The organism is Microbulbifer donghaiensis, from assembly GCF_900129095.1.
GTDB classification, from domain to species: domain Bacteria; phylum Pseudomonadota; class Gammaproteobacteria; order Pseudomonadales; family Cellvibrionaceae; genus Microbulbifer; species Microbulbifer donghaiensis.
In genome coordinates, this window is record NZ_FQVA01000006.1 from 33459 (window position 1) to 57743 (window position 24285).

A 24285-nucleotide genomic window follows, 5' to 3' on the forward strand; every position below is an offset into this window, starting at 1 on the left:
CCATTTAATCAACAATCATTGGGACCACACTGGCGGCCAATAGTATCCCCATGGTGATGTTGAAGCGGCGCAGATGCCTGGGCTCCGTCAGTATCCGTTTCAGGCCGACACCAAAGAGCAGCCAGACGATGATGCAGGGACCGCCGATGGCGATAAAGGTCAGGGCGATGCGGGCAATTTCGGCCCACATTTCGCCACTGGGGCTGGTGAACGCGGCCAGGGCGCCGACGGCCATGATCCAGCCTTTGGGGTTCACCCACTGAAAAGCCACGGCCTGCAGGAAGGTAAAGGGCCTGCTGTGGCTGGAATTGCCGACCTCGCGGGTGCTCGCGATCACCCAGGCGAGATAGAGCAGGTAGGCGATACCGACCCAGCGAATAATTTCGTGCAGCAGGGGAAACTGGCTGAAGAGTGTTCCCAGCCCCACGCCGATGGCGACGATCATCGCCGGAAAGCCCAGGCAGATTCCCAGCAGGTGGGGTATCGAGCGGTTCACGCCGTAATTCAATCCGGATGACATTATCATCAGATTGTTAGGGCCAGGGGTAATACTGGTGGAGAAGGTGAATAACACTATCGGAAGTAGGGTCTCTAACACAGCTGCCTCGAAGTCGGGTAACGCGCCCGTGCTAAGATGCGGGCAAAATTGGGGAAGCACAAGTGCAATTGATCGACAGTCACTGCCATTTCGATTTCGACGCTTTCGCCGCGGACCGTCTGCAGGTCTGGCAAGCGTGTCGCGATGCCGGTGTGGTGCGAATGATCATACCCGGCGTGAGTGTCACCCAGTGGACGTCCCTGGCGGAACTGGTGGCAACGGAACCGCGCTGGCATGCGGCAGTGGGGGTGCACCCCTGGTGGGTCGGAGAGCAGGATATGCCCGCCGGGCAACTGCGCCGGGCAATTGGTGACCATGTTGCGCAGAACCCCTGCGTGGCGGTCGGTGAGTGCGGACTCGATGCGGGCGTGGCCACGCCGCTGGAGCAGCAGATGGCGGCGCTGCGTCCTCAACTGGAAGCGGCGTGCGAACTGGAGCTTCCGCTGATTCTCCACGTGCACAAAACCCACAACGAAATGCTGCGACTGCTGAAAGAGTTTCGTCCACCGCGCGGTGGTGTCATACACGCGTTCAGCGGTAGCGAGCAGGCGGCGCTGGATTACTGGTCGTTGGGCTTTTATCTCGGCATCGGTGGCACCATCACCTACGAGCGCGCGGCCAAGACGCGACGGACGGTGGCGGCGCTGCCGTTGGAGTCGCTGGTGCTGGAGTCGGATGCGCCGGACATGCCGCTGGCCGGACGTCAGGGACAGCGCAACAGCCCCGCCAATCTGCCGCTGATCGCCGCAGAGCTGGCAAAATTGCGCGGTGTGTCCGTCGATATAATTGCCGCACAGACCAGCCATAATACCGAGAATTTGTTTTCCCTATGAATTTCTCCGCAGAAGAATTCAAGCGGCAATTCCCGCTGTTTGCCCAGCCCGAAAACCTACAGCTGACCTATCTCGACAACGCGGCTACGAGCCAGAAACCCCAGGCGGTGATCGATGCGATCTGTGATTTTTACTTGCACAGCAATGCCAATACACACAGATCCAGCCACCGCCTCGCGCGCCGTGCAACAGAAATGCTCGAGCGTGTACGCGGGCAGGCCGCCGCTTTTCTAAATGCAGTAAGTACCCGGGAGATTGTGTTCTGTCGCGGCGCCACCGAGGCGCTCAATCTGCTGGCGAACAGTCTGTGCAGTGGTTTGCAGGCCGGCGATGAAATTGTGATTTCCACGGCGGAGCACCACGCCAATATCGTGCCCTGGCAGATGATGGCCCAGCGCTTTCAGCTGACGCTGCGCTATGTACCGGAAGTGGCGGGCATCCCGGAATTTGATCGCCTCGAAGAAGTGTTGAATCCGCGCACGCGCATAGTATCGCTGACCGCTGGATCGAATGCGCTCGGCCTGCGCCCGGACCTGGAAGACATTGCGCGGCAGTTGCGCGAGCGGGACCTGTACTGGATTGTCGACGGTGCCCAGCTCGCCGCGCACGAGCCGGTCGACGTGCAGAAAATCGGTTGCGATTTCTTCGTCTGCTCGGCACACAAATTTTACGGCCCGAGTGGTATCGGTCTCCTCTACGGGCGCGAGTCGCTGCTGGAGGCGATGCCGCCCTGGCAGGGAGGCGGGGAGATGATTGCCGAGGTGGATCTATACGGCTGTCACTACGCGGGCCTGCCCCACAAATTTGAAGCGGGTACCTCGTCACTGGCGGCGATTGCGGGACTGGGGGCGGCACTGGAATTTATCGCGGCCCAGGACCGCGCCGCCATGGCAGCCCACGAACAGGCGTTGATGACGTTGCTGCACAGGGAACTGGCGGCCCTGCCGACGGTAAGGGTGATCAGCCAGCCACAGCACAATTTGGGTATCGCTGCGTTCGCACCTATCTCGGGCAGTGCTGCGGACCTGATGCACTGGCTGGACGGGCGCGATATCGCGGTGCGCGCCGGCCATCACTGTGCGCAGCCGTTGATTCGCGCTGCGGGTGAAACCGCAACCGTGCGTGCATCCTTCGCCGCCTATAACACCCGCGGCGATGTGGAAACACTGGTGCAGGCGCTGCGCGACTATGCGGAAGTTGTGGGAACGCCGGCAATGGAATTGTGCCAGCAGGGTAGCGATTGGGTCGCCGACGATCTGTCGACTCTGCAGTTGGAGCAGCTCGCCTCCCAGCGCAACTGGCAGGATCGCTACCGCGAGTTAATGCGCTGGAGTAAAGCGATCAGCGCAAAGCCGGCTATCCGCCGGCCGGAAAACCTGGTGCGTGGCTGCGCGTCGGATGCCTGGCTGGTCCATGCCGAGCGGGGCGGGCGCCACTATTTCGCCCTCGACAGCGACAGCCGCGTAGTCAAGGGGCTGGGCGCACTGTTGCTGTCGCAGGTGGACGGTCGCACGGCAGGCCAGATCCGCGCGCAGGACCTGCCCCGGTTATTTAGCGAGCTGGGCCTGGAAAAGCATCTCAGCCAGTCGCGCAGCAATGGTTTTTATGCATTGCTGCGACAAACCCTCGATTTTGTCGGTTAGCGTTTGCCCGCACTGCCGCTTTGGTGTTGCAGTAATCGCTCGATACCGCGGGACGCGGCAACGAAGCCGAAAGCCCCGGTAATCATCGTCGCCGCGCCAAAGCCACCGCTGCAATCGAGTTTTACCCCGTCCTGCATGGCGCTTTTCTGCTGACACACCTCTCCGTTCGGTTGTGGATAGACCATCGGCTCAGAAGAGAAAATTGCATCCACGCCGAACTGGCGTTTGCGCGACTTCTGGAAATTGTGGAACCGGTACAGATGGCTGCGCACCTTGGCGAGCATCGGGTCGTTAATGGTGCGGCCGAGGTCGACGCTGTCGATCAGTCGCGGGTCGCGCTTGCCGCCGGCGGAACCAACGGTGATGAGGCGTATTTTGCGGGCCTTGCAGTAGGCGATCAGTGCCGCCTTGACCCGCGCCGCGTCTATGGCGTCGATAACAATGTCGATTGGTCGATGATCCGGATTGAGCAATTCGCCGAGATTGTCCGTAGCGATAAAATCTTCTTCGGTGTGTACGGCTATCTCCGGATTGATCTGGCGCAGGCGATCCGCCATCACATCGACTTTGATCTGCCCGATGGTGTCGGCCAGGGCGTGGCTCTGGCGGTTGGTGTTGGTAATGCAGACATCGTCCAGGTCGATCAGGGTAATGGCGCCGACGCCGCTTCGCGCCAATGCCTCCGCCGTCCAGCTGCCCACGCCGCCGATACCGATTACTACGAAGTGGGCGGCCTGCAGGGTTTTCAGGGCCTCTTCGCCGTACAGGCGGGCTATGCCGCCAAAGCGTTGCAGGTATTGTTCAGACAGGCTCATCGGTATCTTCTTCCGGTACTTCTTCCAAAAAACGGTGTCTCTCCAGGGCGCTCGGGACTAGGCACTGATCGCGCCGCCCGAATAGCCGGTAGCGGTTGCGCGCTACTGCGTCGTAGACCAGGTCGCGCACTGGGCGGGGCAGGTGCCGCAGCACTGCCAGGTGGCGCCAGGGGCCGGACAGCTGCGCGAGAATACGTAAAACCGCGTCGCTCTTGTGGTAATCGCGATAGCTGCCGCCGCTGCGTTCCAGCAGGACAACCGTTTCGAAGGTGTCCAGGGGCAGCCCCAGCTTACCCAGCAGTTGCTGGCCGGCGGGAGATTGTACACGGCAGAGAGTGAAGCGGCTCGCGCTATCGCGCCTGAGCACATAGCGGCTCCAGCCGTTGCACAGGTTGCACAGGCTGTCGAAGAGAACGATGTTGTCCGGAGGCGGCAGTGACATCGGGGCCAAAATCGGCGGTTGCGGGCCCGGAAATGGTAGTCGTGGGCGGGGATATCGGCAAAAGGGAACGGCAGCCGGTTGGGCTGCCGCCGATGGGAGGATCAGTGCACGTGGCCGTGATCAATCTCTTCCGGAGTGGCTTCGCGCACGGATACCACTTCGACGTCGAAGTGCAGTTCCACGCCCGCCAGCGGGTGGTTGCCATTGATAGTGACGTTGTCGCCGTCGATATCGATGATTTCCACCTCAATCGGGTGACCTTCGGTGCTCTGCGCGCGGAAGGCCATGCCGACTTCCAGTTTTTCCACACCGCCGAATGCGTCGCGCGGCAAGGTCTGGATCAGCTCCGGATTCTGCGGGCCGTAGGCCTCTTCCGGCTGAATGACCGCAGTGAATTTGTCGCCGACAGCCTTCTCGAGCATCTCTTTCTCGAGACCGGGGATGATATTGCCCACTCCCTGCAGATATTTGAGCGGCTCGCCGCCGGCGGAAGAGTCGATGACCGTGCCGTCAGCGTCTTTCAGGGTGTAGTGAATTTCCACTACAGAGTGGTTGGCAATCTTCATGAATACTCTCTGGAAAACAAAAGGAGGTGAGTGAAGTAGCGCTTACCGGATGCGGTAGCAAACAGGAGGTAAAGGCTGTGAGGGGCCCATTGTATTGGCCGGCCCGCCCCGTCGCAACCGGGCGGACGCGGCGGTCAGGCGTGGATTAGCAGGCGATGGAGAGATCCTGCTCACAGCTGCCGTAGAGTTCGCCGGCGGTTTCCGCCATTTGGCTGCTCAGCTGCCAGGAGAAGCCCAGCTCCACCAGGCGAGCCTCGAAGTACTCCAGCAGGGCTTCAAAGAGGGCTGGATTGAGCCCCTGAGCGAGAAAGCTGGCGCGCCTGCTGCGAACCGGTTCGGCCTGTGTCGAGAGCGCGTGATTGAGAAACTGGGCCTGGCGGCTTTCCTGTTTTCGATGATCACAGGTGTCAGTTGCGGAAAGGTGGCGACCGATGGTCTGGTAGAACTCACTGACGGTACGGTTGACAATCTGAGTGCCACCGACCTGATCTAGCAGGCTGTTCATAACTCTTCCCCCCGACGAGAAGTTAACGCTGAAAATAATTTTCCCGCGGAGCCGAAAGAAGTTTTATTGAGCAAAAAGGATACAGCTTGCCCTGGCTCGCTGGCGGTACCTCTTTATTGGGGGTCGAGCCTAAGGCATATGGTTTCCGCTGCCAACGAGGATTAAGAAAATTGTCATCTTGTTCGACGGGTTGTCTTTAGGTGCCATATCCGCTCGCCCGGTGCTCCGGATACCGGCGGGGACGATAACGCCGACAGCGCCATTGCTGCGCTTTTTCGCGAACCTGTTAGACTCCACGGTCAAGTGAGTTTTCACCTTTTTCGATACTATCGAGGCGAGTTATGGCGAGTATTTTTACCCAGATTATCAACGGAGATTTGCCCGGACACTTTATCTGGCGCGATGACCAGGTCGTCGCGATTATGACCATTGCCCCGATCAAGCCGGGGCACTGTCTGGTCATCCCCGTTGCGGAGGTGAACCACTGGGACGATGTGCCCGCGGAACTGGCCGCGCACCTGATGCAGGTGGCACAGAAAGTGGCCAAGGGCCTCAAGGCGGTTTACTCGCCCAAGCGAGTGGGGGTGATGATCGCAGGGCTGGAGGTTCCGCATACGCACATCCACCTGGTTCCGGTGGACGCCCTGACCGATTTCGATTTTTCCCTGCAAAAGCCGGCCGGGGGAGAGGAGCTGGCGGCGGAAGCGCAGAAAATCCGCGCCGCGCTGGTGGAAATGGGGTACCCGGCGGCCGAGTGCGGCTGACACCCAATGGGTGTCGCGATCCGGGGGCAGCGAGGACGTCCATCGGTCCTCTGGTCACGGGATTGCGGTATCTGCATTTATTTCTCCCCGGGGTGCATCCAAATGTGCGTCTCGGGCGGTCTATCAGGACAGAACGGTAATTCAAGTGAGAGGATACCCATGGCCGTGAAAAAGATTGTGTTCGCCCCTCTGGCACTACTGCTGCTGATCGCCCCCTTCAGCGCAGCGAGCCAGGCGAAGGAAATCACCAGTAAGCAGTTCGACGTGTCCGGATTCAGCCGCATCGCCCTCAAGGGCAGCTCCCACGTGCAGGTGATCCAGGGCGAGCGCTTTGAAGTGCTGGCGAGCGGCCCGGTGGAAGCCATGCCCTATGCCAAGGCCGAGTTGCACGGCGACACCCTGGAGCTGTCCGTGGAGGACGACAAGAAGAGCTGGTTTGGCGTGATCACCGTGAGTTCAGACCCGGAAATCGAATACCGGGTCACCCTGCCGAAAGTGGCGGCGATCAAGGTCACCGGCTCCGGTGAGGCCACGGCCGACACCCTGGAGAGTGAGAGCCTGGAACTGCGAGTGACCGGTTCCGGCACCATCCGAGTCGACAAGGTGGCGGCGGAGTCGCTGGTGACCACGGTGACCGGATCTGGCGATCTGTTGGTCGGTACGGCTCTGGCAGTCAAAGGACAGGCGTCAATTACCGGTTCGGGCGACCTGCGCCTCGACAATTTTGCCGGCGAAAGCCTTGGCGCCGAAATCAAGGGTTCCGGGGACATGGCGATCGGCGGGCGCGTCGCGGAACTCAATATCCATGTAATGGGATCCGGCGACTTTGTCGGACGCAATCTCAAGGCGGACAGCGCCAGTGGTTCAGTGATGGGATCCGGTGACATAGTCATCCGGCGCCCCGAGCGAGATTCCTTCTCGGTGATGGGATCGGGGGACATAGCCCTGGTGGACTGAGACCGCTGAAGGCTAGCCTGGAAAGCGCGCCAACCGAGAGGGCGGCGCGCTTTTTTGTATTCGGCGCGCGGCGGGTGAGCTGTTATTCTTCCTTCCGAAACCACCCCTCACATGGAATTGCCGATGAGTGACAGCGGGCAGGGTACAAACGGTCAGTCAGGCACTGATCGCGCAAAGCGCAGCCATCGCGTCAGGGAAAAACTGCGGCAGTGGCGCCGCGACGCACGCGACAAGTCTCACTGGGCGGCGGAACGACTGCTCGACCGGCGCGTCTGTGTCGGTATTACCGGCCTGAGCAGTGCCGGCAAGTCGACCCTGCTTACCAGTCTGATTTACCAACTCAGCCATCCCCACAAGGCGCAGTTGCCGGGCTTCGCTCCTGCCCTAAACGGCGATCTGCTCGGCGCCGAGCTGAAGCCGGCGCTGGATTCAGGATTGCCGCCTTTCGACTACGAGCAATGTCTCGACGCGCTGATGTCTCAGCCTCCGCGGTGGCCGGTGAGCACCCGTGAAGTATCGGCGATGGAGTTGCATATCCATCTGCGCCGGCGCCGGCGCCTGGCCGGGCCGGACACCAGGACCCTGATCCTGGAGCTGCGCGACTACCCCGGTGAATGGCTAATGGATTTGCCGCTGCTGCAGATGGACTATCGCGACTGGTGCCGCCATCAGGCGCATATTATCGGCGCCGATGCGCGCGCAGGCCTGGCGCCGCAGCTGATTTCACAACTCGCCGCACTGGAGCCCCAGGCCAGTGCAGAATCCGCACAACTCGATCATCTTTGGCGGGATTATCGCCAGTTCCTGCTCGATTGCCGCGAACAGCGCAAACTGAGCTATCTGCAGCCGGGGCGCGCGTTGCTCGACGATACCAACTACGGTCTGCTGCCGATGCTGGACCTGCGTGGATATTCGGACGAGCAATTGGCGTCCATGCCCGAACACAGTAATTATCAGTATCTGTCGCGACGCTATCGGGCGTATGTTCGCGAGCAGGTGGCTCCATTCGTCGAGAGCCATTTTCGCCATCTGGACCGGCAGCTGGTACTGGTCGATATGATTGGTACCCTGTTCGCCGGTGAGCAGGCTCTGGACGATATGCGTCTGGCGTTCGGACATGTCGCCGACACCTTCCGCTACGGCCCGTCGGGACTGCTGCGCAAGCTGTGGCGTCCGCGCGTCGACCGCCTGTTGTTTGCCGCTACCAAAGTGGATCAGGTGCTGGCCGCAGATCACGATGCGTTGCGCCAGCTGCTGGGCCAGCAATTGCAGCAAGCGTTTGCTGGCGCTCGCCACCGAGGTTTGCCATTGTTCTGCGAGGCCATAGCGGCGGTGCGCTGTTCTAACGAAAGTCTGCGCGATGGCCGGCGTATGTTGATGGGACACGATCTGGAAGGTCGTTATCTGGGCTTTGAGAATGCCGAGATCTTCGCGCAGTTACCGCAGGAGGGCGCGGGATGGAGGCACTATGCCGGTGCCGCGCCGCCGCAACTGCGTCCGCCGGCAGGTATGAGCGCCGGTCAATGCATTCCCCATATCCGTGTCGATGCGCTGCTCAACCTGTTGCTGGGAGACAAGGTCTGATGAATGGCGATAATCAATCAAGCAGGCGACAGACCCGCATAGAGCCGCTCGACGAGCCGGAAGCGATACCCTCGCATCGGGACTCCACCCGTATCGAGACACTGGGCGAGGAGTCGGGTGAGTTGCCGCGTTCTATCACTACCGGGGAATCCCTGCCCGATAAGGTTTCCTTCTCGGAGCTGCGGCTGCCGCTGTTTCGGCTGCGCCTGTGGAAGCCGGCACTGCTGGCGGCGCTGGGCCTGGCAGGCGCCGCCGTGGCCTGGGAGTTGCGCCAGTTGTACAGCTGGGCTGCGGACAAGCACTGGAGCCTGGGGGTGCTGGCCGGTGTAATTATCGCCGCCTTTTGCGCGACCATAGTCAGCGCGGTGTGGGAATACTTCCGCGCCGGCCGCCCGTTGCGGCGGCTGCAGAAGACTCAGGACATGGCCCGGGACCTGCGCGATTGCCGTAGTCATGAGGAGGCACAGCCCTTTCGCAGGCAGTTACAGGAGCACTTTTCCGGCAAACCCCAGGGGGTACTGCTCGAGCGGGTACTCGATGAGGCCCCGGATTACTACGACAGCAGCGAATTGCTGCAGCACTTGGAAGTCTCCTTTCTCGAAGCGCTCGACCAGGAGGCTATGCGGCGCATAGTGCGCCACGCTACGACGACTGGAGCGCTGGTCGGCATTAGCCCTTTCGCTACCATTGATGTGCTGGTGGCTCTGCGTCAGTCGCTGCGCATGATTGACGATGTGGCACAGATCTATGGTGTACGTCCCTCGGTGGTGGTGCGTTGGCGGCTATTCAAGAAGGTTCTGGCGCTGGTCGCTTACAGCGGCGCCAGCGAATATGCGGTGAGCGAGTTGTGGCCGGAACTGGTGGGCGACAGTATGCTCAGCACTTTGTCAGCACGCCTGGGGCAGGGGATGGGGGCGAGTCTCTTTATGGCGCGTATCGGGCTCGCTTCAATGCAGAGCAGCAGGCCCATCCCCTTCGCCGAGAAACGGCGCCCGCGCCTGAGCGCTCTGACACGACGAATTGCCCGGAGTCTTAAAGAGCGTGTGTTGGGTAATAATATGGCGGCGGGCGTTGATAGCGGTGCTCCGCTCGGCGTGAGTGACGCTGACAAGGTAACTTCCCGCTCACGCAAAAAATAGTGATGGCGACAGAATCGATATGATATTCAGAAAACTTAATGCCGCGCTTGCAGTTTTGCTGTTCGGCACAGCCGGCTCAGGCATGACGGCTGCAGAGGTAGTAAGCAAGTCTGCCAGTGAATTTTCCATCAAGCTGGAGCAAGAGCTCGACACGGACAGCGCAACCATTTATCGCGGACTGGCGAGCCTGCCGGCCTGGTGGAACCCGGCGCATAGTTATTCCGGGTCGTCGGACAACCTTTCGATGGAACTGCGTGCCGGAGGATGTTTTTGCGAGCGCTGGGAGCGGGCTTCTGTGGAGCATTTGCGGGTAATCTATGCAATGCCGGATCGTGAGGTGCGCCTCTCCGGTGGCCTCGGGCCTCTGCAGAGCATGCCCGTGAGTGGGTTGATGCAGTGGCGAATTGTACCGGTTGGCGATAAGTCATTGCTGACCTGGGAGTACCGGGTTTGGGGTTCCAGCGCAAACAACCTGGATATGATTGCAGAACCGGTTAACTCTGTGCTGAAAGAGCAGTTCGACGCTTTGCGGAATTACCTGGAGGGATGACGTCGAGACTCGCGGAAGGGAGAACCGGCAGTGGAGTGGGTCTCCACTGCCGCTGGATAGCTAACGCTGTTACTGAAACTGCTTTTTCATCAACATGCGTGTGTGGTGCTGGTCCACCAGATTGGCCAGCGTTTCGTAGTGCTCCTTGATGAAGGGCGCGGGGTTGTTGTTGCCGGCGTCGTCCGGATACTCAACACCCTGGCGTACCAGTTGGAGCTCCTTGGCCAGGGCATCTATGGCGGCGAAGATTTTCCTGGTGTTGCCGTCACTGTAAAAGACATAGGTTTGACCGGTGTCCAGGAGATAATCGTTGCACTCCTTCAGCCAGGCTGATCGTTGCTCGAGAAAGTGGATGGTATTGCGAATACCGCCTTTATATTCCGGGTTGAAGTGTTCGTTGACATACTTGCCCAGGCTGCGCATGCCGGAGTCGACAAACTGCTCCACGACACTGTCACAGTATTTCTCGGTCAAGTACGAAGGGTGGGTTTTGGCATTGCTCACGCTACTGGCAAGCAGCAGGCAGAGAAGCCAGAAAGCTCGCTGGATAGTTGAGGAAAGGGAGTCCATTTTTCTTGCCTATATATTTTTGTTTTTGCACGAGGCTATTTTATTCGCCACAGGCTTAGTGTTGTTTCGTTATTTGCGATAATACGCTGTTATTTGTGACAACCGTCACATGAATATCGAAAGCACAAGTCTATGTCAACGGGTATTGAGGGAAAATTGTCAGCTTTGTACCAATTGTAATTTTGAAAATGGCCGACCAGCGGAAATTGATCGAAAGGTCGGCAGTTTGTTGGAATTTTGATAGTCGCCGATAAGCCTGGGCGACCGTGGTAAGTAATCAGCAGGAGTCTGTTTTGGCGGAATACGATTTTGATTTGTTTGTCATTGGTGCCGGATCCGGTGGCGTTCGCGCTGCGCGCATGGCGGCAGCCGCGGGAATGCGCGTAGCGGTGGCGGAAGATCGCTATATGGGAGGCACTTGCGTCAATGTCGGTTGCGTGCCCAAAAAACTGTTTGTCTATGCGAGCAGTTACAGTGAAACCTTTGAAGATGCGGTCGCCTACGGTTGGCAAAACCGGGGGGGCGAATTCCAATGGCAAACCTTGCGCGAAAATAATGCCAGTGAAATAGCCCGGCTGAATGGCATTTACCGTAACCTGCTCGCCAATTCAGGCGTGACAGTAATCGACGGGCGGGCGAGCATTGAGGATCCGCACCGTGTCAGTGTCAACGGCCAAAGTCACACTTGTGAACGGATACTGGTGGCGACCGGCGGTTGGCCCAATGTGCCGGATATTCCAGGTCGCGAACTGGTCATTACTTCAAACGAGGTATTTGGCATGGATCAATTTCCGCGGCGGGTACTGGTAGTCGGTGGTGGTTACATTGCCGTGGAGTTCGCGGGGATTTTTGCCGGACTGGGGGCGGAGACCCATCTCTCATATCGCCGGGATCTTTTCCTGCGGGGCTTTGATCGGGACATTCGCACTTTTGTACGTGACGAAATGGGCAAGAAAGGGGCGCAGCTGCACTTCAATCACCGAATTGAGGCAATCGAGAAGCAGGGGGATGGCAGCTTGCTGGTGCGTGCCGAGGATGGCTCCACACTAGCAGTGGATACCGTCCTCTATGCGACCGGCCGAGTGCCCAATACCCGGGGTCTTGGGCTGGACAAGCTGGGAGTTGTACTGCATAGAGACGGTACCATTTCCGTGGATGACAATTTCCGCACCAATGTGCACTCAATCTATGCTCTCGGGGATGTTACCGGCGAGCCGCAGTTGACCCCCGTGGCGCTTGCAGAAGCCATGGCGCTGGTGAAGCATCTGCAGACTGGACAGCTGACCGAAATTGATTACAACAATATTCCCACCGCAGTCTTCTGCCAGCCGAATATCGGCACCGTTGGTCTGTCTGAAGAGGAGGCGCGGGACTCCGGAATACCGGTAGAGATTTACAAGTCCGAGTTTCGCCCGATGCGGCACACGGTCAGTGGTCGGGATGAACGCACCCTGATGAAGCTGGTGGTGGACGCCAGCAGCGACAAGGTAATCGGCGTGCATATGGTCGGGGCTGATGCCGGCGAGATCATTCAGGGCATGGCGGTTGCCCTCAAGGCAGGCGCGACCAAGAAGGTTTTTGACCAGACCATTGGTATACACCCGACTGCGGCAGAAGAATTTGTGACCATGCGCACGCCGGTTGCGTGACAAGGTCGCATAAAAAAGGCGGTGCAGTTGCACCGCCCAGACTATTGATAAGCCCCGCATTTCGTTCTGAGCCGGTGCGGTGGCGGCCGAGTACTAGGACGAGCATTTCGAAACGCTGTGAATACATCCCTGTAAGCTCCGTCGGCGACGTCCTGTCGCCGACGGTTCGAAATACTCGTCCTAGCACTTTGCCTTAAATTTTGACTGCATTACTTCGTCAGCAACCTGGGCGGTGCAGTTGCACCGCCTTGTCCGGTTGATCCCATCTATTCAGTTGTACAAAGTGCCTGATGGCGCTGAGCCTTGCGGCGCTCGCCGCGCTCTTTCAGGCTGCGTTCGGCGGACGCGAAGGCGTCGTTGACGGCTCGGTGGATAGATTCATGTTCACAGCTAATGCTTAAGGGACTACCGCTGATCGCGAGTTCCAGTGAGGCTTTGAAGTGTTTGCCTTTGGTTTTGTGCTGGTGGGGGGCTTCGAGAACTACGCGACTCCGTATGATGTCGCCACAATAACGTTCCAGTTTATGTAACTTCTTCGATACCGTGTTGGCCAGGGCGGCGGATTTATCGATATCGCGGAACACAATGTTATCGTTAGGCGCAGATTTCATGGGCAAATACCTCCGGTTAATAGAAACCATGCAGGCCGCATTTGCGGTTTGCTGAGAAAGGTAGGGCGCCCTTGGGGGAGCATCGGGGCTGCATGTGGATAACCGAAACGCCGGGAACGCAACTAAAAGTTTGCTGACTGAACAGCTTCGGGTGTTTTACGTCCGGGTCGGATCTCCGCTGAGTCCAGCGATCTTCTCCCTGTTACCCATAATGCGTGCGTGCAAAAAAAAATCAAGCGCTCTGACCGTAAAAATGTCACAAAAAATTAGCGCAACCGTTATGGCAGTGAAATCAGGCGCAGCCGTCTGTCGATTGTGAACGGCCGCTCGCCCTGAGGTCATTGCTCGCAGGCGGGGGGGTGCGTAGAATTGTCGCTTGGCGCATTGGTTTTGTTGCTGTTTGTATAAAAAATGATCTCTGCGCGATTGTTCTATGGATTTAAAAAAACCGAGTAATGGGTTCTTTACTATGGCGGTAACGCGGTACTGCTCGCTCCTGATGGCGGGTCTTGTAATGTTTGGGGGAAGCGGGGCTATTGCGCAGACGCAGGCGTCCCTGACAGCGGAAAAAAACCGACTGGCGCGAATGGAGCAGTCCCTCGAAAACAGAATGGTGGAAGTCGAGGATATCGAGAACGAGCTGCTGTCCTATGAATACAAGCTGGAGCGGGCCCAGGAGTCCCTCGACAAGGCCCGCAAGCACTATGACGAGAGCCGCGTCGAGCTGCAGAAGGCGGAGCGCGACCACCAGCTGAAGAGCGATTCCGATACCGAACGGCAGTTGAACAAAGCCAAGCACGGTTTCGCCATGGCCGAACGTGGCGTCGATAGTCGCAATCGGCGCGTCGAATTCATCCAGACCAATTACGATGAGCTGAAGGCCCAGCTGGACGCCGAGCAAAAGGCTATCAGCCAAACCAAGAGCCGTATATCGGCGCAGGAGGCCAAGGTTGAGCAGATGGTGAATACCATGCTTGCCAAGGCGGAAGCTGCGCAGCGCGCTGCTGCCGTGAAAAGGGCGGCGCCGGTGAGTAAGCCCGAGCTGCCGGAGCCGACAGTGGCGGCCATAGAAGCAGCACCAGCACCGAAGGAAGTTGTGGCGGAGCCCGCCGCCCCAGCGCAGGAAGTGGATCCGGAGCTGCTGGACTATGTTAAGCGCGAGCGCGCGCGTCTCGACAAGCTGCTGGCCGAGCAGAGCGATGAAGGTAAGCACACATTCCGCAACCTGGAGTTGAGGCCGTCGCGCGGTGAAGCCTTACCCTTCGAGTTTCTGGGGCAGAATCAGTACCGACTGGTAGCCACCGTCGAAGCGGGGCGCCAGACGTACAAGATCAACACCTGGAAATTCCGCCGCACTATCCCTGCGGATGATGATGGTGCTCGCTACGTGTTTATCTTCGATGCGCGACGTCTCTCCAGGCCGCGTCTCGTTATGTATCCCGAGTACGTGTTGTCAAAGCTCGACTGACAACAGCGTCAAAGGCCCGCTCCCAGCGGGCCTTTTTGTGTGTGCGCCCTAAGGTTGCGCATCTTCCAGCAGGGCTTCGAACAGTGGCAGGTACTGGCTGCCGCCTGGGGCCATGTGGCTCTGGTACAGCACAAGGTTATTCAGCGGCATGGTGTAGTCGAGCATCACCGGCTCGAGTCTGGCAAAGCCGCGCCTGTTGCGCGCCAGGGTGATATGGGGTCGGTAGCTTGCCCCCTCAGGTTTCATGCTCAGCTCCATCATTAGTTCCCGGCACTGCTGGTGCAGTTTGTCCAGGTCCGGGTTGGTGAGGAGCTCCGCTGCCAGCAGGGAAGAGCGACGCTGTGGAAATGGGTTGAGCGAGACGACGCGCGCACAGAAAGGCGGCAACTTGTCGGCGATTTGCGCCAGTTTCGCCTCGATCCGCGGGATCAGCGCGTCAGGCGTCTCGCCCAGAAAAGCCAGGGTCAGGTGCCGGTTGGCGTGGCTTGTCCAGCGAATTCGGTCTCGCTTATCTGGGCCCAGCTCCCGCTTGGCCTGACTGGTCAGTCCATCGAGAAACTGTTGCGTGCGCGCATCTGGTCGGATACCGATAAACAGTCGCGACACTTCTTCCGGCATTTCCCGCATTCTGCTCTGCATAAAATTTTTTTCTGCCCTTGAAAGCCCATTGTCAGCCCATACCTATGAAGTACGGGTGGCAGGTCCCGATGGGAGTGCCCCCGTAAACCAGTGCTCGGGCTTCGGACGAGCGAAGTTAAATATTGCTCTGAATTGAGGATATGACAATGCGTAATTTTGATTTTTCCCCCCTGTACCGCTCTGCAATCGGCTTTGATCGCATGGCCAACCTGTTGGACGCCATGACTGCCACTGAGCATAAGCAACCCGCTTATCCACCTTACGACATTGAGTTGACCGGCGATGACAGCTATCGCATCACCATGGCGGTAGCGGGTTTTGAGCAGTCCGAACTGGATATTCAGGTAGAGCAGAATCGCCTGAGCGTTAGCGGTAAGAAGCCGGAAGACAGTGAGCAGCGCAACTTCTTGCACCGGGGTATTGCGGCGCGAAACTTTGAGCGACGTTTCCAGCTGGCAGACCACGTCAAGGTGACAGACGCGAAGCTTGAGAACGGGCTGCTGCACATCGAACTGGTGCGCGAGATTCCGGAAGCGATGAAGCCGCGCAAAATAGAAATTTCACAGGGTAACCTGCTGCAGCACGCGAGTCGGGAAGAAAAAGCTGATTCAGTAGCTGCCTGAGTTGTCCCGCCAGTGCCCGCTGTGCCGCCATTCGGCGGCACAGCCATATCACCGCGATAATTTTCGCACCTATTACCAGTGCAGCAATTGTGCGCTGGTATTCGTGCCGCCTGAATATCATTTGCCTCTGGAAGAGGAGCGCGCCTATTACGATCTGCACGAAAATTCGCTGCAGGACGAGGGTTACCAGCGTTTCCTGAGTCGCTGTGCAACTCCGCTTCTCAATGAACTGCGGCCGCACAGTGAGGGCTTGGATTTTGGTTGTGGCCCGGCGCCGCTTTTGGCCAGGATGCTGGCCGAGGCGGGCCACAGGGTTGAGCTATACGATTCCTACTATGTTCCAAACACAGGAGCCATGAAGCGGGACTACGATTTTATCGTGGCGACGGAGGTGGTTGAGCACCTCTCTGCTCCCGGCGAAGAACTGCAGCGCCTGTGGCAGAGGCTGCGCCCGGGTGGGGTGCTGGCACTGATGACAAAGCTTGTGATTTCGCCGGAGCGCTTTGCGAACTGGCACTATATCCGCGATCCGACCCATATCAGTTTCTTCAGTGTGCCAACCTTCCGCTGGCTGGCTGAAACGCTACAGGCGGAGCTGGAATTCGCCGATAGCGATGTGATCTTTCTGCACAGGTCAGGTGTTCACCCGGAATAATTTTGCCCGCACTGTAGTGCGATATTCGCTCGGTGTGGTCGACAGGAATTTCTTGAATAGCGCAGTGAAGTGGCCCATGTCCTGGTAGCCTACTTTTTCCGCAATTTCGTTGACGGAGAGGTTGCTCGACTGGAGCAGCTCTCGCGCCATGTCTACGCGAACATTTTGTAGGTACTGCAGTGGTGTTTGTCCCGTTGCCAGCTTGAAGCGGCGATTGAAGGAGCGGACGCTCATGTCAAAGTGGCTGGCCACTTCACTCAAGCGGACTTCCTCACTGCAGTGCTCCTTCAGCCAGGTCTGCGCCTGAACGATTTCTTCGTCCGGGTGCAGATGTACCGCTCCCTCCGAGTAAGCGATTTCCTCGAATGGACGACGGATTTCGTGGGAGAAGTTGCGCTCCACATGACTGGCTACCGCGGGGCCGTATAGCTGGCGTATCAGGTATACGGTGACGTCTGCCAGTGCATTGACGCTGGCGGCGCAAAACAGTTTGTCGGCCTGGGTGATAAAGTATTGGCGCTTGAGTTTGACTTCGGGATAGTCGGCGGCAAAGCGCTCGAAATAGTGCCAGTGTGTGGTGGCGGGCTTGCCGTCGAGCAGTCCGGCTTCGGCGAGGAAGCAGACACCAGTGCCGACGGCACTTATCGCCGCGCCGGCCTCTGCCTGGCGGCGCAACCATTGCAACAGCTGGCCACTGCGTTTTAACGCGGGGCGCGGGTTGCGCCACATGGCGGGAATGTAAACGAGATCGCTGTCCGGTACGTCCGCGAGTGCCCTATCGGGTGTGAATGAAAACCCGGAACGAGTGCTGACGGGGCGTCCGTCCAAACTGGCGGTGATCAGGCGCAGGGGCGTGGAATCCCCCTCGACGCGGGCGCGGCTCTCGGCGCCGCGCAACATCTCCAGAGGCAGGACAGTGCCAGTCGCGAGCATCTGGTCTATCAATAGAAAAGTGACTGTTCGCATTACATCTCGACGCGCATTGGCGCCATTGGCCAAAAACTCAATTTTGCTGGCCAGTATGCCCATAACCCGGCCGAATCGCCACCCCCTAAACTGACCGTCACTCGAAATTGGTAATTTCTCAGCGTTTTGCTGGAGGTCAGGATGCAGCGCCTTCCCGTAATCACCGCTTTCGGCGGATTTAATCCCGCCGGTCGCAGTTCTTTCCATCGCGGCTATCGTCGGCTGGTACTGGACAAGCTCGGCGAAGCCGAGCGCGTCGATACGCTCTCCGATCTCGCGGCCCTGATGGGGCTCCGCCGCGGGGCGGAGGCAGGCGGCGCCCTGGATGCGGCGCTGGAACAGCAGGTGTTGGACGGTACGCTGGTGCGGGAACTGGAGCAGCGTTTTTACGACTACCGCAAATGCCATTTTCACCAGCCCGCCGAGCTGAGTAGTTCCGACGGGTTCACTTTCGAAATGTCGGCGCGGCAGTTGCCGGAACCTCTGCCTGCTGACTGGCAGGTGGAGTCCCTCGGCGAAGGGCGTGTCCGTGTGCGCACCGGTGGTCTTTCGGTGATGCTGGACAGCTATCGCGAGATTCCCGTCGCATCTGCCGGTCAGTTGCCGACCGGTTTTGAGCCCGGTGACTTGTACAACTCCCGCTTTCATCCCCGCGGGCTGCAACTGGCGATCCTGGGGGCATCAGACGCGGTGCAGGCGCTGGGTATCGATTGGGAAGCCGTGGTGGCGGCAGCCGGCCCGGATAAGATCTCTGTTTATGCCAGCTCCGCCATGAGTCAGCTGGATCCCTACGGTAATGGTGGTCTGCTGCAGTCTCGCCTGCGCGGCAATCGGGTTAGTTCCAAGCAGTTGGCCCTGGGCTTGACCAGTATGCCCGCGGATTTCGTCAACGCTTATGTGCTGGGCAGTGTCGGCACTACCGGAGCGGTTGCCGGGGCCTGCGCAACCTACCTGTATAACCTGCGCGCGGCGGTCGAGGATATCCGCGCCGGACGCGCGCGAGTGGCTGTTGTCGGCGCGGCAGAGGCGCCGCTGGTGCCGGAAGTGGTCGACGGCTATACGACCATGGGAGCGCTGGCCAATATCGACAATTTGCGCAAAATCTTCCCCGGTGAGATTGACTATCGTCGTGCCAGTCGTCCATTTGGTGAAAACTGTGGCTTTACCCTGGGCGAGGGTACCCAGTGGGCCATCCTGATGGACGACGCGCTGGCGCTGGAGTTGGGTGCGAGTATTCACGGGGCCGTCGCCAATGTATTCGTCAATGCGGATGGCACCAAGAAGTCCATTTCTGCACCGGGACCGGGCAATTACCTGACGGTTGCCAGGGCAATGGCCGAAGCGCGCGCGATCGTTGGTGAAGAGAGTCTGCGCCGGCGCAGCTTTGTGCAGGCCCACGGTTCCAGCACCCCCCAGAACCGGGTGACTGAGTCGGCGATTTTTGACCGCCTGGCTGGTGCCTTTGGTATCGAGCAGTGGCCGATTTGCGCGGTCAAGGCGTATCTTGGCCACACAGTGGCGGCCGCCAGCGGCGATCAGCTGATCACCAGCCTGGGGATTTTTGACCGGGGCATTCTGCCGGGAATCACCACCATCGATCGGGTGGCGGACGATGTGCACCACCAGAACCTGGATATTTCCCTGCAACACAGCGAGCGGGACGCGAACTCACTGGATGTCGCCTTCCTGAACTCCAAGGGGTTCGGCGGTAACAATGCCACCGCTACCGTGCTGGCGCCGCATCTGGTGCAGCGCATGCTGGCCAAGCGCCACGGTGAAAACGCGGTGACCGCATATCGCAAGCGCAACGAGGCGGTCAGCGAGCAGGCGCAGGCATACGATACACGCGCCAGTCGTGGTGATCTCCAAGCTATCTACCGCTTCGGCGAAGGCCTGGTGGATGAGGGCGAGATCGAGATGTCGGTCGACCAGGTGACCCTGCCGGGCCTGCCTTCGGTCGAGTTGCCGAACACCAATCCATTCGACGATATGGTGTAGGGGCGGCACCTTGCCGGAGGCTGAAAGCCGGGTAGTCGCGGGAGGACGGCGTCGCGAGCGTTCGCCCGAGCGTGAACCTTTGTCGATTTGAGCCCGTCGGCGCTAAACTGTGACTCTCGCAAAACGCAGGCAGCGCCATGGCAAACAAGGAATCTGTTGTTCTCTCGCAGGATATCAGTGACGGCGATGATGTCGGTGCACGCCTGAAGGCCGTGCGGATAATGCACGACCTGTCACAGCGCGAGCTGGCCAAGCGCGCCGGCGTAACCAATGCCACCATTTCCCTGATAGAGCAGGGGCGTGTCAGCCCCTCTGTCGGCTCGCTCAAAAAAGTGCTGGACGGCATACCACTGTCGCTGGCCGAATTCTTCAGTTTACGGTTCGACGACCAATCCCCCGTTTTCTTTCATGCCGATGACATGCCTGTTGTCGGCGAGGGCGCGATTCGGTCCCGTTTGCTCGGCGCGGCCGGTGACGAGCGCGATATGTCCATTCTTCATACGGTTTATCCACCGGGTACGGATAGCGGGCCCCAGCTGTACTGCCGCGGCGGCGCGCAGGGGGGAATCATAATGGCCGGACAGTTGGAGGTGATGGTCGGTGGCGAGGTTGCGCTGCTGGGTCCCGGTGACGGCTACTATTTCAGCAATAATCGTCCGCATCGTTTTCGCAATCCCGGCGACTGCGATTGCGTGCTGGTGAGCGCCATTTCAGCGCCTTTCAATTGAATAGCGCCGTTTTCCCATCTTTTTCGCGAAATGAAACGTAACTGGTGCCAGTGGGCTGATATTCCACAGTCGTTGGATATAGACTTTCGGCCGTCTCTCCTGGCGAGCGGTTTTTGGTGAATTTCCATGCTGGCACCTTTGCTGCCATCTCATTTGTAAGAAAATAGTATTCAAACAATCGTTTGAATCTGGCTATACTAGGGCTGGCTGACCGGAATGGGGCTTTGTGTCACGGCATTGCGCCAGACCGCCGAACTTCCGGTCCCAGAACAATTCCGACCCCGGGCCAGGATGTCCGGCCCCGAATAAAAGAGGTCAATCAATGTTATTTAGTGGCAAAGCGCTATCGGTGCAGATGCTCGACAACGGCATCGCCGAGCTCAACTTCGACCTGCAGGGCGAGTCCGTCAACAAGTTTAACCGCCTGACGGTTTCAGAATTGTCGCAGGCGCTGGACGCCCTTGAAGCGGCGGACGGCGTAAAAGGCGTGCTGCTGACCAGTGGCAAAGGGGTGTTCATCGTCGGCGCCGACATTACCGAGTTTGGTGGTGCCTTCTCCGCGGGTCCCGAGGGCATTGCGGACCTGATGAACAAAAACAACGAGAACTTCAACCGCCTGGAAGACCTGCCGGTGCCGACTGTGGTTGCCATCAATGGCTACGCGCTGGGCGGGGGATTCGAGGTGTGTCTCGGGTGTGACTATCGGGTAATGGGCGATCAGGCCAAAGTGGGCCTGCCGGAAGTTAAGCTGGGTCTGATCCCCGGCTGGGGTGGCACTGTGCGTTTGCCGCGCGTTGTGGGCGTGGATGCGGCCGCCGAGTGGATCGCTGCCGGCAAAGAGCAGCGCCCGGATGCTGCGCTGACTGCTCACGCGGTTGACGCGGTGGTACCGGCAGACAAGCTCAAAGAAGCGGCGCTGAAGCTGCTTGAGCGCGCTATCGCCGGTGAGCTGGACTACAAGGCTCGTCGCGAAATCAAGAAATCCCCGATCCCGCTGAACGACACTGAAGCATTGATGGCTTTCTTTACCACCAAGGCATTTGTCGGTGCACAGGCGGGCAAAAATTACCCGTCGCCGGTGGCAGCGGTCACTTCCATCGAGCAGGGCTATAAGCTCGACCGCGACGCGGCTCTGAAGATCGAGCAGGAGCAATTTATCTTCTGCGCGCAGACCGATACCGCCAAGTCGCTGGTAGGGTTGTTCCTGAATGATCAGGCGATCAGTAAAGTCGCCAAGGGTTGGGAAAAGAAAGCTGACAAAAAGATCGAGCGCGCTGCGGTGCTGGGTGCCGGCATTATGGGCGGTGGTATCGCTTACCAGTCCGCCTACAAGGGTACGCCGATCAAGATGAAGGATATCGACCAGAAGGGCATCGATCTCGGCCTCAAAGAAGCCAACAAGATTCTGTCCAAGCTGGTTGCACGCGGCCGCCTGACTGCGGAAAAAATGGGTGAAGTGCTGAACCGCATCGAGCCGACTCTGAGCTATGACGGTTTCGACAATGTCGATGTGGTCGTGGAGGCGGTGGTCGAAAATCCGAAGGTGAAGCACGCAGTCCTCAAAGAAGTGGAAGGCAAGGTGAGCGACGACACCGTGATCGCCTCCAACACCTCCACCATTTCTATCGATCACCTGGCCGAGCCGTTGGCGCGCCCGGAAAACTTCCTCGGTATGCACTTCTTCAACCCGGTACACAAGATGCCGCTGGTGGAAGTGATTCGTGGTGAGAAAACATCTGAGAACGCCATTGCCCGAGTCGTGGCCTACGCGAACAAGATGGGCAAGAAGGCTATCGTTGTGCGCGACTGCCCCGGGTTCCTGGTAAACCGGGTGCTGTTCCCGTATTTCGCCGGTTTCTCCATGCTGGTGCGCGATGGTGCCGATTTCCAGGAAATCGACAAGGTCATGGAGCGCTGGGGCTGGCCGATGGGCCCGGCTTACCTGATGGACGTCGTTGGTATCGACACCGGTGTGCACGCGGAAGAAGTGATGGCTGCGGGTTTCCCCGAGCGTATGGGTAAGTCCTTCAAGGCCGCTTCCGACGTGATGTACGAAGCAAAGCGCTATGGCCAGAAAAATGGCAAAGGCTTCTACAACTACGAAGAGGATAAAAAAGGCAGGCCGAAGAAAGTGGCTACCGAAGAGTCCTATGAGCTGCTGAAGCCGCACGTGGCGGATCGTCGCGACTTCGAGAAAGATGAAATCATCGAGCGTATGATGGTGCCGATGGCCACCGAGCTGGCTCGCTGCCTCGAGGAGGGCATCGTTGACTCTCCGGCCGAAGCCGATATGGCGCTGATTTACGGCATCGGTTTCCCGCCTTTCCGCGGCGGTATTTTCGCCTGGCTGGACAATATTGGCCTGGATGAATTCGTGAAGATGGCCGACAGGCACGCGGATCTGGGTGAGTTGTACAAGCCCACCGAGCGCATGCGTGAAATGGCTGCGAGTGGCGAAACCTACTACGGCGATAAGTGAGGAGAATTGCGATGAGTTTAGATCCTAGAGATGCCGTAATCGTCGATTATGCGCGCACGGCAATGGGGCGCTCCAAGAATGGTGTGTACCGCAATGTGCGTGCGGACGATATGTCTGCGGAGCTGTTGAAAAAATTCCTGCAGCGCAATGACAAGCTGGATCCGGCTGAGATTGACGATGTCATCTGGGGTTGCGTGATGCAGCGCGACGAGCAGGGCTTCAATGTGGCACGCATGATTGTGCTGCGCGCAGGCCTGCCCCATACCATTCCGGCGCAGACCGTTAACCGCCTGTGTGGCTCTTCGATGTCCTCCCTGCACACCGCCGCGGCGAGTATCCGTGCCGGCTTGGGAGACGTCTATGTGGTCGGCGGCGTCGAGCACATGGGTCACCTGAACATGATGGAGCATGTGAGCCCCAACCCGATGCTCGGTCGTTTCATGGCCAAAGCGGCCGGCTCAATGGGTATGACCGCGGAATACCTGGCGATGATGCACGGTATCCAGCGCCAGCAGATGGACGAGTTCGGGGCCCGCTCCCACCAGCGCGCGGCAGCCGCCACTAAAGAAGGCAAGTTCAATCGAGAGATTATTGCCATTGAAGGGCACGACGACGACGGTGTGCCATTCCTGGTGGAAACCGACCAGACGATTCGCCCTGACACCACCGTAGAAGGTCTGGCGCAGCTGAAGCCGGCCTTCGATCCGAAGCACGGCCAGGTGACGGCGGGTACCTCTTCACAGATCACTGACGGTGCATCCGTGATGCTGGTGATGTCCGCCGAGCGCGCCAAGGCACTTGGTCTGACGCCGATTGCCAAGGTGCGCGAAATGGCCCTGGCCGGTGTGGATCCGTCAATCATGGGTTACGGTCCGGTACCTTCCACCAAGAAGGCGCTGAAAAATGCCGGCCTTACCATCGGCGACATCGACAAGGTTGAACTGAACGAGGCCTTTGCTGCCCAGGCTCTGCCGGTGCTGAAGGACCTGGAACTGCTCGACAAGATGGACGAGAAGGTGAACCTGTATGGCGGCGCCATTGCACTGGGCCACCCATTTGGCTGCTCCGGCGTTCGTATCACCGGTACTTTGCTGTCCGTGATGCAGAACGAAGGCGGTGATCTGGGCGTGTCCACCATGTGTATCGGCCTCGGCCAGGGCATCACTACCATCGTGGAGCGGGTGTAACGCCACCCTCGATCCCGGTGAAAGGGCGCCTTCGAGGCGCCCTTTTCGCATCTGTGGGGCGCCGCGGTCGGCATTTTGTTGAAGCCCTCTGGCGCCTGTGGCACAATCTGCTCCCCTCGTCGCCGGGACCCGATGTTTGTGCGGTAAATTGCAGAAATATCAATGAGTTAGCGTCGGGGTGGTTTTCGGGGACGTGGTGGAATTGGTAGACACGCCAGATTTAGGTTCTGGTGCCGCAAGGTGTGGGAGTTCAAGTCTCCCCGTCCCCACCAAACAATGAATTGAGCAGTCCGCGTTACTTGCCCGCTCAGGGGAG

Annotated in this window: 24 protein-coding genes and 1 tRNA gene; 16 read left to right on the top strand and 9 right to left on the bottom strand. The window is 59.0% G+C overall.

From position 1 onward, the window contains the following. Positions 1 to 4 precede the first annotated feature (4 nt). On the bottom strand, positions 5 to 598 hold the full coding sequence (locus BUC36_RS15890) for a LysE family translocator (RefSeq protein WP_073277006.1): 594 nt from the start codon (positions 596 to 598) through the stop codon (positions 5 to 7). A 62-nt stretch (positions 599 to 660) separates the two neighbouring features. On the opposite strand from BUC36_RS15890, the gene BUC36_RS15895 reads away from it, so the two are divergent. Both BUC36_RS15895 and BUC36_RS15900 read left to right on the top strand, forming a co-directional pair. Continuing rightward, positions 661 to 1431 (top strand): TatD family hydrolase, encoded by a 771-nt coding sequence (locus tag BUC36_RS15895; RefSeq protein WP_143187016.1) that lies wholly within the window; start codon positions 661 to 663, stop codon positions 1429 to 1431. Then, positions 1428 to 3074 carry an aminotransferase class V-fold PLP-dependent enzyme gene (locus tag BUC36_RS15900; RefSeq protein ID WP_073277019.1) on the top strand — a complete coding sequence of 549 codons (1647 nt, stop codon included), beginning with the start codon at positions 1428 to 1430 and terminating at the stop codon, positions 3072 to 3074. The genes BUC36_RS15895 and BUC36_RS15900 overlap by 4 nt, the downstream gene beginning before the upstream one ends. Here BUC36_RS15900 and tcdA read toward each other — a convergent pair. The 4 genes from tcdA to BUC36_RS15920 all read right to left on the bottom strand — a co-directional run bounded on the left by tcdA (position 3071) and on the right by BUC36_RS15920 (position 5402). After that, positions 3071 to 3889, bottom strand: coding sequence for a tRNA cyclic N6-threonylcarbamoyladenosine(37) synthase TcdA (tcdA, locus tag BUC36_RS15905; protein ID WP_073277021.1), 819 nt, complete (start codon positions 3887 to 3889; stop codon positions 3071 to 3073). The genes BUC36_RS15900 and tcdA overlap by 4 nt on opposite strands. Beyond that, positions 3876 to 4331 (bottom strand): thiol-disulfide oxidoreductase DCC family protein, encoded by a 456-nt coding sequence (locus BUC36_RS15910; RefSeq protein ID WP_073277023.1) that lies wholly within the window; start codon positions 4329 to 4331, stop codon positions 3876 to 3878. Before BUC36_RS15910 ends, tcdA begins: the two co-directional genes overlap by 14 nt. A 101-nt stretch (positions 4332 to 4432) precedes the next feature. After that, on the bottom strand, positions 4433 to 4897 hold the full coding sequence (locus tag BUC36_RS15915; RefSeq protein ID WP_073277025.1) for an FKBP-type peptidyl-prolyl cis-trans isomerase: 465 nt from the start codon (positions 4895 to 4897) through the stop codon (positions 4433 to 4435). 145 nt (positions 4898 to 5042) lie between these two features. Beyond that, entirely contained in the window at positions 5043 to 5402 is a 360-nt protein-coding gene (locus BUC36_RS15920) for a hypothetical protein (protein ID WP_073277027.1), read from the bottom strand. A gap of 341 nt (positions 5403 to 5743) precedes the next feature. Here BUC36_RS15920 and BUC36_RS15925 point away from each other — a divergent pair, with 341 nt between their 5' ends. From BUC36_RS15925 to BUC36_RS15945, 5 genes are all read left to right on the top strand, one after another. Further along, entirely contained in the window at positions 5744 to 6166 is a 423-nt protein-coding gene (locus BUC36_RS15925; protein WP_073277029.1) for an HIT family protein, read from the top strand. Between the two features lie 159 nt (positions 6167 to 6325). Continuing rightward, complete coding sequence (locus BUC36_RS15930; protein ID WP_073277032.1) at positions 6326 to 7123, top strand: GIN domain-containing protein; 798 nt, start codon at positions 6326 to 6328, stop codon at positions 7121 to 7123. 123 nt (positions 7124 to 7246) lie between these two features. Then, entirely contained in the window at positions 7247 to 8707 is a 1461-nt protein-coding gene (locus tag BUC36_RS15935) for a YcjX family protein (protein WP_234995032.1), read from the top strand. Continuing rightward, complete coding sequence (locus tag BUC36_RS15940; RefSeq protein WP_084536165.1) at positions 8707 to 9846, top strand: TIGR01620 family protein; 1140 nt, start codon at positions 8707 to 8709, stop codon at positions 9844 to 9846. Before BUC36_RS15935 ends, BUC36_RS15940 begins: the two co-directional genes overlap by 1 nt. 19 nt (positions 9847 to 9865) lie before the next feature. Beyond that, on the top strand, positions 9866 to 10396 hold the full coding sequence (locus BUC36_RS15945; protein WP_073277034.1) for a hypothetical protein: 531 nt from the start codon (positions 9866 to 9868) through the stop codon (positions 10394 to 10396). A gap of 69 nt (positions 10397 to 10465) precedes the next feature. Here the strand turns inward: BUC36_RS15945 and BUC36_RS15950 are convergent, their stop codons facing one another. Continuing rightward, positions 10466 to 10900 carry a hypothetical protein gene (locus BUC36_RS15950; RefSeq protein ID WP_234995033.1) on the bottom strand — a complete coding sequence of 145 codons (435 nt, stop codon included), beginning with the start codon at positions 10898 to 10900 and terminating at the stop codon, positions 10466 to 10468. A gap of 359 nt (positions 10901 to 11259) precedes the next feature. Here BUC36_RS15950 and gorA point away from each other — a divergent pair, with 359 nt between their 5' ends. Continuing rightward, positions 11260 to 12615 (top strand): glutathione-disulfide reductase, encoded by a 1356-nt coding sequence (gorA, locus tag BUC36_RS15955; protein WP_073277036.1) that lies wholly within the window; start codon positions 11260 to 11262, stop codon positions 12613 to 12615. A gap of 266 nt (positions 12616 to 12881) precedes the next feature. Here the strand turns inward: gorA and BUC36_RS15960 are convergent, their stop codons facing one another. Further along, positions 12882 to 13226 carry an HPF/RaiA family ribosome-associated protein gene (locus BUC36_RS15960; RefSeq protein ID WP_073277037.1) on the bottom strand — a complete coding sequence of 115 codons (345 nt, stop codon included), beginning with the start codon at positions 13224 to 13226 and terminating at the stop codon, positions 12882 to 12884. Between the two features lie 586 nt (positions 13227 to 13812). Between BUC36_RS15960 and BUC36_RS15965 the strand changes: the two genes are divergently transcribed. Next, positions 13813 to 14694, top strand: coding sequence for a hypothetical protein (locus BUC36_RS15965; protein WP_073277038.1), 882 nt, complete (start codon positions 13813 to 13815; stop codon positions 14692 to 14694). Between the two features lie 48 nt (positions 14695 to 14742). On the opposite strand, the gene thpR is transcribed toward BUC36_RS15965, so the two are convergent. Next, complete coding sequence (thpR, locus tag BUC36_RS15970; RefSeq protein ID WP_084536169.1) at positions 14743 to 15333, bottom strand: RNA 2',3'-cyclic phosphodiesterase; 591 nt, start codon at positions 15331 to 15333, stop codon at positions 14743 to 14745. Between the two features lie 146 nt (positions 15334 to 15479). Here thpR and BUC36_RS15975 point away from each other — a divergent pair, with 146 nt between their 5' ends. Both BUC36_RS15975 and BUC36_RS15980 read left to right on the top strand, forming a co-directional pair. Further along, positions 15480 to 15956, top strand: coding sequence for an Hsp20 family protein (locus tag BUC36_RS15975; RefSeq protein WP_073277190.1), 477 nt, complete (start codon positions 15480 to 15482; stop codon positions 15954 to 15956). Between the two features lies 1 nt (position 15957). Beyond that, positions 15958 to 16611 carry a class I SAM-dependent methyltransferase gene (locus BUC36_RS15980; protein ID WP_073277041.1) on the top strand — a complete coding sequence of 218 codons (654 nt, stop codon included), beginning with the start codon at positions 15958 to 15960 and terminating at the stop codon, positions 16609 to 16611. On the opposite strand, the gene BUC36_RS15985 is transcribed toward BUC36_RS15980, so the two are convergent. Beyond that, positions 16591 to 17577: a GlxA family transcriptional regulator gene (locus BUC36_RS15985; protein ID WP_073277188.1), complete on the bottom strand. Its 987-nt coding sequence runs from the start codon at positions 17575 to 17577 to the stop codon at positions 16591 to 16593. The genes BUC36_RS15980 and BUC36_RS15985 overlap by 21 nt on opposite strands. A 141-nt stretch (positions 17578 to 17718) precedes the next feature. Between BUC36_RS15985 and BUC36_RS15990 the strand changes: the two genes are divergently transcribed. The 5 genes from BUC36_RS15990 to BUC36_RS16010 all read left to right on the top strand — a co-directional run bounded on the left by BUC36_RS15990 (position 17719) and on the right by BUC36_RS16010 (position 24241). After that, the gene (locus BUC36_RS15990) at positions 17719 to 19575 is read left to right on the top strand and encodes a beta-ketoacyl synthase (RefSeq protein WP_073277043.1); all 1857 of its coding nucleotides are present in this window, start codon (positions 17719 to 17721) and stop codon (positions 19573 to 19575) included. 137 nt (positions 19576 to 19712) lie between these two features. After that, entirely contained in the window at positions 19713 to 20303 is a 591-nt protein-coding gene (locus BUC36_RS15995) for a cupin domain-containing protein (RefSeq protein ID WP_073277045.1), read from the top strand. 322 nt (positions 20304 to 20625) lie between these two features. Then, positions 20626 to 22782, top strand: a complete 2157-nt coding sequence (gene fadB / locus BUC36_RS16000) for a fatty acid oxidation complex subunit alpha FadB (RefSeq protein ID WP_073277047.1) — start codon at positions 20626 to 20628, stop codon at positions 22780 to 22782. A gap of 11 nt (positions 22783 to 22793) precedes the next feature. Next, the gene (gene fadA, locus BUC36_RS16005; RefSeq protein WP_073277049.1) at positions 22794 to 23969 is read left to right on the top strand and encodes an acetyl-CoA C-acyltransferase FadA; all 1176 of its coding nucleotides are present in this window, start codon (positions 22794 to 22796) and stop codon (positions 23967 to 23969) included. 187 nt (positions 23970 to 24156) lie between these two features. Continuing rightward, positions 24157 to 24241: transfer RNA gene (locus BUC36_RS16010), tRNA-Leu, on the top strand. The last annotated feature ends 44 nt before the right edge of the window (positions 24242 to 24285 follow it).

Coding starts and splice junctions, on each gene's coding strand:
- BUC36_RS15900 (WP_073277019.1), top strand. CDS start 1,428: ATGAATTTCTCCGCAGAAGAATTCAAGCGGCAATTCCCGCTGTTTGCC.
- tcdA (WP_073277021.1), bottom strand. CDS start 3,889: ATGAGCCTGTCTGAACAATACCTGCAACGCTTTGGCGGCATAGCCCGC.
- BUC36_RS15910 (WP_073277023.1), bottom strand. CDS start 4,331: ATGTCACTGCCGCCTCCGGACAACATCGTTCTCTTCGACAGCCTGTGC.
- BUC36_RS15915 (WP_073277025.1), bottom strand. CDS start 4,897: ATGAAGATTGCCAACCACTCTGTAGTGGAAATTCACTACACCCTGAAA.
- BUC36_RS15920 (WP_073277027.1), bottom strand. CDS start 5,402: ATGAACAGCCTGCTAGATCAGGTCGGTGGCACTCAGATTGTCAACCGT.
- BUC36_RS15925 (WP_073277029.1), top strand. CDS start 5,744: ATGGCGAGTATTTTTACCCAGATTATCAACGGAGATTTGCCCGGACAC.
- BUC36_RS15930 (WP_073277032.1), top strand. CDS start 6,326: ATGGCCGTGAAAAAGATTGTGTTCGCCCCTCTGGCACTACTGCTGCTG.
- BUC36_RS15935 (WP_234995032.1), top strand. CDS start 7,247: ATGAGTGACAGCGGGCAGGGTACAAACGGTCAGTCAGGCACTGATCGC.
- BUC36_RS15940 (WP_084536165.1), top strand. CDS start 8,707: ATGAATGGCGATAATCAATCAAGCAGGCGACAGACCCGCATAGAGCCG.
- BUC36_RS15945 (WP_073277034.1), top strand. CDS start 9,866: ATGATATTCAGAAAACTTAATGCCGCGCTTGCAGTTTTGCTGTTCGGC.
- BUC36_RS15960 (WP_073277037.1), bottom strand. CDS start 13,226: ATGAAATCTGCGCCTAACGATAACATTGTGTTCCGCGATATCGATAAA.
- BUC36_RS15965 (WP_073277038.1), top strand. CDS start 13,813: ATGGAGCAGTCCCTCGAAAACAGAATGGTGGAAGTCGAGGATATCGAG.
- thpR (WP_084536169.1), bottom strand. CDS start 15,333: ATGCAGAGCAGAATGCGGGAAATGCCGGAAGAAGTGTCGCGACTGTTT.
- BUC36_RS15975 (WP_073277190.1), top strand. CDS start 15,480: ATGCGTAATTTTGATTTTTCCCCCCTGTACCGCTCTGCAATCGGCTTT.
- BUC36_RS15985 (WP_073277188.1), bottom strand. CDS start 17,577: ATGCGAACAGTCACTTTTCTATTGATAGACCAGATGCTCGCGACTGGC.
- BUC36_RS15990 (WP_073277043.1), top strand. CDS start 17,719: ATGCAGCGCCTTCCCGTAATCACCGCTTTCGGCGGATTTAATCCCGCC.
- BUC36_RS15995 (WP_073277045.1), top strand. CDS start 19,713: ATGGCAAACAAGGAATCTGTTGTTCTCTCGCAGGATATCAGTGACGGC.
- fadB (WP_073277047.1), top strand. CDS start 20,626: ATGTTATTTAGTGGCAAAGCGCTATCGGTGCAGATGCTCGACAACGGC.
- fadA (WP_073277049.1), top strand. CDS start 22,794: ATGAGTTTAGATCCTAGAGATGCCGTAATCGTCGATTATGCGCGCACG.